Here is a 7,513-nt window from a genome sequence, read left to right as displayed (position 1 = left end):
GATTAGTGCCGCACAGCGACGCCAGTGGATCACCGTGGAGCCACTTAAAGAGGTACGCAAGTTAACCCTCGCGTTCTCACTGCCCGAARGCGAATATCAATACCGCACGAAACCTCTATCTTACATCGCCCACCTTCTCGGCTACGAAGGTCCCGGTAGCTTGATGTCTCTGCTCAAAAGCAAAGGCTACATCAATACCCTCTCTGCAGGCGGCGGCATCAGTGGCAAAGATTTCCGTGAGTTTACCTTAAGCCTTGCACTCACCGAGCTGGGCTTGAGCAAGCTCGACGACATTATCACCTATGTGTTTCAAGCCATTCAACTTATCCGCCAATACGGTGTGGAAGCGTGGCGTTACCAAGAAAAACGCCAAGTCCAAGAGCTTGCGTTTTACTATCAAGAGCCGCTGCGCCCGATTGATACGGTGAGTCAGCTGGTGATGAATATGCAGCATTATGACCCGATTGAGGTGGTATACGGGGATTACATGATGGCCGGATTTGACCACGCCCAAATCCAAGCCATGCTGCAGCAAATGACGGTCGATAACCTCAGGGTAACCTTGGTTGCCAAAGGCTTTAAATACGACAAACTAGCCAAATGGTATGACACCCCCTACGCGGTGAAGCACTTTAGCGAAAAGCAGTGTGAGAAATGGCGCACCACCTATATTTCTCCTGCGCTGACGTTACCTGATCCAAATCCCTACATTGCCGATGCGCTGCGTCCCTTGCCGCTTGAAGATGATGCGAGCGATACGCCGATATTGATAGAAGAGCTGCCAGGGTTCCGGCTCTGGCATGGTCAAGAGCCTCACTTTCGGGTGCCCAAAGGGCATGTCTACATTGCCATTGACAGTCCGCATGCCGTCGCTAGCGTCAAAAACATTGTCATGACGCGCTTGAGCGTCGAAATGCTACTTGAAGCGCTAAACGAACATGCCTACCAAGCAGAAATTGCAGGCATTAATTACAACTTATATGCCCATCAAGGTGGCGTTACACTAAACATCAGTGGCTTTAATGATAAACAGCCGCTGCTGTTGGCCTTGATCCTCGACACCTTTTCACGGCGCAACTTTAAGCCCGAACGCTTTGAAGTGATCAAAAGCCAACTTAAGCGTAATTGGGAGAACGGGGCCAAAAATAAGCCATTAAGTCAGCTATATAACAGCATGACGGGGATATTGCAGCCCAATAACCCACCCTATCAAGCCTTACTCGACGCGCTCGACACCGTCACGCTCGCCGATTTACCCGAGTTCGTTGAGGCCATGTTCGCCACGCTGCATGTGGATATGTTTGTCTACGGCAACTGGCACCGTCACCAAGCGAAGGCCTTGGCCGAAACCGTTAAAGATGCGCTGCGGGTAGACGACCAAACCTATCAAGAATCGGTCCGGCCGCTGACCCTATTAAACGACTGCGGCACCGTGAGCTACGAGCTAGCACTCGATCATGCGGAGTCGGCGTTGTTGGTGTACTACCAAAGTCCAGACACCTCCTCTGAAGCGGTCGCCACCTACACGCTTGCCAATCATCTGATGTCAGCCACCTTTTTTAACGAGTTGCGCACGCGCCAACAATTGGGATATATGGTAGGCGCTGGCAATTTACCGTTAAATCGCCACCCAGGGCTGATCTTTTACGTCCAATCGCCAATGGCAGGCCCTAACCAACTGATGGCCGCCGTGGATGATTTCCTCAATGCGCTATTTATGATCTTGCTGGAAATGAGCGAAGCGCGCTGGCAAAGCAGTAAGCAAAGCCTGTTAGCGCAAATTCGCGAGCCAGATAATAACCTGCGCGCTCGCGCGCAGCGCTATTGGATCAGTATCGGCAATAAAGACTATCACTACGAACGCCGTGAACAGGTGGCCGAGGCCATGGAGTCGCTAACCCGAGCCGACATGGTGCGTTTTGTGGTTAATCGTCTCAAACCGCGAACCGCGGATAGGCTTGTCATGCATAGCTGCGGCAGCGAGCACCGTGAACATGCCTCATTAGACGGTGCGCACCCTATTCGCGATATTGACGCATTTCGCGCCATTTGTGGCCGTAGCGAAGAATAAGCGCGTCACTGCGAAACCACAGTGGTCCTTTGTCAGGCCACTATAAAAAAGGGCAGCGTAACGCTGCCCTTTCGATTCAGGTGACACGCCGAGCTTAGGGATAAAACTGTTGCCCTTCTTTTGCCATCATCACCAAACGCTCGCACGGTGCAAAACGGTCCCCATAACGGTCTTGATGAGATTGCAGCAAGCTCACAATGCGCTCTATTCCCACTTGGTCCATATAGCGGAAAGGGCCACCTAGGAAAGGAGGGAACCCAATGCCGAAAATCGCACCGATATCACCATCACGGGCAGAGCGGATCACCCCTTCATCCAAACAACGCGCCGCTTCATTGAGCATCATGAGCGCACATCGCTGTGCGATGTCATGGCCAGAGAGTGTTGGATTCAGCTTGATATTGAGCAGGCTGTACACTTTTTTATCGGCCTGTTTGCCCTTGCTGCCTTTTTTGCCCGTATCGTATAAGTAAAATCCTTTGCCTGTTTTACGCCCTTTTCGGTCGTCGTTCAGCAATACATCAAACACATCTGGCGCTTCAAAACGCTCACCCAGCTCTTGAGTCAAAATGGGCGCAATCTTAGCCCCAATATCGATTCCGACTTCATCCAACAAAGTGATAGGACCAACTGGGAAACCGAAGTCGAGTAAAGCATTGTCGATATGCTCAATGCTTTCGCCAGCCAATAACACTCGCGCCGCTTCGTTCATATAGGGCGCTAGAATACGATTGACATAAAAGCCCGCACTGTCACCAACCACGATAGGCGTTTTACCTTGTTGACGAGCCAGTTTTACCACAGTCGAAATGGTCTTCTCACTGGTACCTGTATGCGGGATGACTTCCACCAGCGGCATTTTTTCCACCGGGCTAAAGTAATGCAAGCCCACGATGTTCTCCGGGCGCTGGCTGCCTTGAGCTATTTGGTGAATAGGCAATGACGAGGTATTGGTGGCAAAAATTGCCTCGTTTCCTGTAATTGACTCCATTTCCTCGACCATACGATGCTTGAGTGATAAATCTTCAAACACCGCTTCAATCACCACATCTGCATTCGACAAGGTGGTCGCTTGCGTATCGCCAGACAGTTGCATCATGGTCGCTTGCAGTTCCGCTTTACTGATCTGCTTACGCTTGCGCTTTTTGTTGAGCAAATTGTAGCTGTAGCGAAGCGCGTTTAAGATGCCGTCTTCACTGACATCCTTCACTCGGACAGGATAGCCGGCTTTTGCGACTGATACATGGGCAATCCCGGCGCCCATCAAGCCGCCACCTAAGACGCCAATCCGTTTAATCTCGCCCGGCTCAGCATCTGCACCGTTTTCTTTTTTCATTGCCGTGGTCGCAAAGAAAATGCTACGCAACGCTTTGGACTCGCTGGTCATCACCAATTCACCAAAACGGCGCGCTTCCTCTTCAAGACCTGCTTGGATGCCTTTATCTAACCCCTTTTTCACCACCGCGAGAATCGCATCCGCAGCAGGATAGTTCCCTCGTGTTTTCGCGCGAGTTTTCTTTCCTGCTTGGTCAAAGACAAAGTTACGACCCACCGCATTACCGCTGAGCATCCAGCTTTGCCAGCTACGCGGGCGCTTGGGCTTTGATTTTTGCGCCAAGGCTTCTGCCACATCCAGCAATACGGTATGCGGGACACAGTCATCAATCACGCCGAGCTTTTTCGCTTTTTTCGCTCGCAGTTGTTTGCCGGTTAGGATCATATCTAGCGCATTTGGCACGCCAATCAGACGTGGCAGTCGCTGCGTACCGCCCGAGCCAGGTAATAACCCCAGTTGCACTTCTGGCAGCCCGAGTCGGGTTTTGTCCCAATCGGTCGCGACACGGCTATGACACGCCAACGCGAGCTCCAATCCGCCCCCCAAACATGGGCCATGGATTGCAGCTACAACATGGAAGGGCAGCTTCTCAATACGTGCAAACAGCGTTTGTCCTTGTGCGGCAATCTCTGCGGCTTGTTCAGCTGTTTCACACGCATCGAGCATGCGCACATCCGCACCGGCAATAAAGTTATCAGGCTTGCCAGAATGGATCACAAGCCCCTTGATATTAGTGTTGTTTTCTAGTTGATCCAGTACCTCGGAGACCCCTTCGACAAAGCTTGCCTGTAGGGTATTCATGCTTTCTCCGGGAACATCCACTTTTAGCCAAGCGACTTGGTTGTCAGCGATATATAACGTAAAGGCTTGATGGTTTTCGACTGTCATTATTCCGCCTCCAAAATCATTGCTGCGCCAAGGCCACCTGCGGCACATGCGGTGTTAAGGGCCAGTCCGCCGCCACGACGTTTCAGTTCACGCAGTGTTTGGGTGATCATACGGGCACCGGTTGCCGCAAATGGGTGACCGTATGCAATCGAGCCCCCCAAGACGTTAAATTTATCCATATCAATTTCGCCAATCGCGCGGTCACGATTAAGGTGCTCACGTGCAAACGTCTCGGATGCAAACATTTTTACATTCGAGAGGGTTTGTGCCGCAAAGGCCTCGTGCATATCGATCAAGGTTAAATCGGACAGTGAAATACCGGCACGATCGAGCGCAAGCGGCGTCGCGTAAGACGGTCCCATCAGCATGTCTTTTTGCACCCCAATGGCAGAGAATGCATACGAGCGGATATAGCCCAATACCTCGAGTCCCAGTGCTTTGGCACGACTTTCTGGCATCATCAATACCGCAGCGGCACCATCAGTGAGCGGCGTACTGTTTGCAGCGGTGACCGAGCCATGCTTGCGGTCAAAAGCCGGACGCAGTTTCGCGTAATCCTCAAGAGTGGATTGCGGGCGTAAGTTGTTATCTTTTGCAATCCACGCTTTGTAAGGCTCAGGATACGCCGTCATCACCTCATCACTGAGCAAGCCTTCGTCCCACGCTTTGCTCGCCAGTTGGTGCGAGCGTAACGCTAAGGCATCTTGTTCTTGGCGGCTAATTTGATGTGACTTTGCCATTTGCTCTGCGGTTTGCCCCATGCTTAGGCCGGTTGAATATTCCGCTACCGCAGGTGGAACAGGTGCCAGATCTTTCACCGAAAGCTTACTGAGCAGCTTCAAACGCTTGCTCATGGTTTTGGCTTTACTCAAGTCCAACAGAGTGCGTGCTAACTTCTTGCTCACACCAATGGGCAGTACGGACGACGAGTCCGCGCCCCCAGCAATACCCACTTCGATATTGCCCGCGATCATGCTCTCAGCAACATTTACCACCGCTTGAAAACTGGTCGCACAAGCACGTGTGACACTGTAGGCGTCAGTATGGATGTCCATACCTGTCCCCAATACAATTTCACGGGCAATGTTTGGGGCTTCCGGCATTTGTACCACTTGACCAAAAACGACTTGATCGATGTCTTTCGGCGAAATCGCACTGCGATTGAGCATTTCTTGAACCACCATTTTTCCGAGGTCAACCGCGGGGACATCTGTGTAGGCGGTTGACTGGCGGGCAAATGGCGTGCGCAGCCCAGACACAATGGCGATACGATCGCCCTTGCTGGTTTTAAGGTGTTGCTGAGACGTCATCACTGCTCCTTAGGATGTTCTACAGGTCTGACCACGAGTGTAACTAAAATGTTACCAGCTTAAAACATCCGTTTTAATTGATTGGTAAGATTGCCAACAGGCGCACAATTCAGCGCCTAGGCTGATCACAGTGATTTATTTTCAGAGGATTGAAAAGAAAATACACAATAAAAAAAGGGGCTACACGCTAGCGTGAGCCCCAAAAAAGATTGGAAAGCAAAACGATAATCTGGGAAGTGTGCAGTGCTTTTCCCCGCACCCAGATCCGAACAGAAAGTCATATCATTCAAAAAGGAAACGCCGTTCACTCAACCTCACGAGTGTCGACACATGGCCGATAACGACAGGGTTCACTTTACCGACTTGTGAGTACGCTATATTGAAACAGATCAAAGTTACGCCGCTTTTCGTGAAAAGATGAAATTTAATGACACTTTTCACGGTCAGTATGAAATTAATCGTCACCTTATAAGGTCGAGTCAGGTATGAACCGACAAGCCCGTTATGAGGCACTGGTGCGCGCTTGGCACCGTGACCTCTATCGCTATGCTTTCTGGCTAGCGAAAGACCCGCATATCGCGGAAGACTTAGTGCAAGAAACCTGTTTGCGCGCATGGCGAGCACTGGACAGTTTGCACGATGATAAAGCCGCAAAAGCCTGGCTTATTACTATTTTACGCCGAGAAAATGCGCGACGTTTCGAACGTAAACAGTTCGATACCGTCGAGGTCGAAGAGGGAGAGTTGGTCGACAATACTCGCCCAAGTGAAGAAGCCTCGATGGAACAGCGCTGGTTACACCGTCAAATCGCCGCCCTCGCCCCTGAGTACCGAGAGCCGCTAGTGCTGCAAGTGATCGCGGGGTTTAGTGGCGATGAAATCGCTCAGATCCTTGATTTAAATAAAAACACGGTGATGACACGTTTATTCCGAGCAAGAGCGCAACTCAAAGAAGCACTCGATACCAACGCCAACCCGGGAGGCAAACACTATGGACGATCTTGAATTCCGTCGCCGTCTTCTGGCTGATCCGCATACCACAGATCCAGATGTCCAAGCACATAAGTCAGCGTCAGCAAGCCATCAACAGTATGCCGACGATATTGCCGATCTCGACAGTAAAATCGACCAAGCCTTGCGGGTCGATGTGCCTGAGGATTTGGCGGATAAAATTGTATTTGCACAAACATCCCATGTAGCCGCTCAGACGAAGCGACCTCGCTGGCATCTGGCGATCGCCGCATCGATTGCGTTTGTATTTGGGATAGCTTTGGGGCAATTTAACTGGGGATTGGGTAGCGTGGATATCAACCGTGTTGCCTTGGCACACTACTATCATGAACATGCCTTTATCGAGGGTGTTAATGAAAATGCCAGCATTCAACAGGTTAACGCTAAGTTACGTCCTTTCGGCAAAGCCTTCACCCAGCTCCCCGGCCAAGTCACCTATATCAACCATTGCAGTTTTGGTGACCAACATGCGCTGCATATGGTGATGGAAGCTGATGGGCAGGCCTATACGGTTTTTGTAGTTCCCATGTCCAGTCAATCTCCTGCTCAGCAGCGTGATGGCAATATGATGTCGGTAAGCCTGCCGGCTCATGATGCGAGCGTCATTGTCGTCGGTGAAGCGAACGAGACATTGTCACCGCTTGCCCAGCAACTGCAAAGCCATTTGCACCCACAAGCGATATAACAAAATACGCGGCGTTCATACTCGCCGCTTTTCTTTCATGCTCCACGCGTTGATAGCAGTCGGCCCGTACCTTTTTAGCGAACACGCGTGTACACACATGTACGCTGAAATACTGATCATCGCTAACTAACCAACCACTAAAATTAGTAATAAAAACTAGCTTAAAAATTAAAGATAGATTTTTATTCTGTTTTACTCACCATATACGATGAT

The 7,513-nt window shown here is 50.8% G+C and carries 4 protein-coding genes and 1 pseudogene; 3 read left to right on the top strand and 2 right to left on the bottom strand.

All coding sequences use genetic code 11. The annotated features are described in order from the left end of the window. A partial coding sequence (locus BZJ17_RS16685; RefSeq protein ID WP_108743843.1) for an insulinase family protein occupies positions 1–2,071 on the top strand: 2,071 nt, incomplete at its 5' end. Positions 2,072–2,165: 94 nt separating this feature from the next. Here the strand turns inward: BZJ17_RS16685 and fadJ are convergent. Together fadJ and fadI are read right to left on the bottom strand one after the other, a co-directional pair. Next, the gene (gene fadJ, locus BZJ17_RS16680) at positions 2,166–4,295 is read right to left on the bottom strand and encodes a fatty acid oxidation complex subunit alpha FadJ (protein WP_108743842.1); all 2,130 of its coding nucleotides are present in this window, start codon (positions 4,293–4,295) and stop codon (positions 2,166–2,168) included. Then, positions 4,295–5,605: an acetyl-CoA C-acyltransferase FadI gene (gene fadI / locus BZJ17_RS16675; protein ID WP_077641481.1), complete on the bottom strand. Its 1,311-nt coding sequence runs from the start codon at positions 5,603–5,605 to the stop codon at positions 4,295–4,297. The genes fadJ and fadI overlap by 1 nt, the downstream gene beginning before the upstream one ends. A 479-nt stretch (positions 5,606–6,084) precedes the next feature. Between fadI and BZJ17_RS16670 the strand changes: the two are divergent. Next, positions 6,085–6,609, top strand: a pseudogene (locus BZJ17_RS16670) (sigma-70 family RNA polymerase sigma factor); the annotation flags it as partial. Beyond that, the gene (locus tag BZJ17_RS16665; RefSeq protein WP_069587199.1) at positions 6,596–7,300 is read left to right on the top strand and encodes a DUF3379 family protein; all 705 of its coding nucleotides are present in this window, start codon (positions 6,596–6,598) and stop codon (positions 7,298–7,300) included. The pseudogene BZJ17_RS16670 and the gene BZJ17_RS16665, both read left to right, overlap by 14 nt. Positions 7,301–7,513 lie beyond the last annotated feature (213 nt).

The organism is Salinivibrio sp. IB574, assembly GCF_001996205.1.
Lineage (GTDB): Bacteria > Pseudomonadota > Gammaproteobacteria > Enterobacterales > Vibrionaceae > Salinivibrio > Salinivibrio proteolyticus.
Note: the sequence above shows the minus strand (reverse complement) of the source record. Positions and strands in the feature narration are given on the sequence as shown.

Coding starts and splice junctions, on each gene's coding strand:
- fadI (WP_077641481.1), bottom strand. CDS start 5,605: ATGACGTCTCAGCAACACCTTAAAACCAGCAAGGGCGATCGTATCGCC.
- fadJ (WP_108743842.1), bottom strand. CDS start 4,295: ATGACAGTCGAAAACCATCAAGCCTTTACGTTATATATCGCTGACAAC.
- BZJ17_RS16665 (WP_069587199.1), top strand. CDS start 6,596: ATGGACGATCTTGAATTCCGTCGCCGTCTTCTGGCTGATCCGCATACC.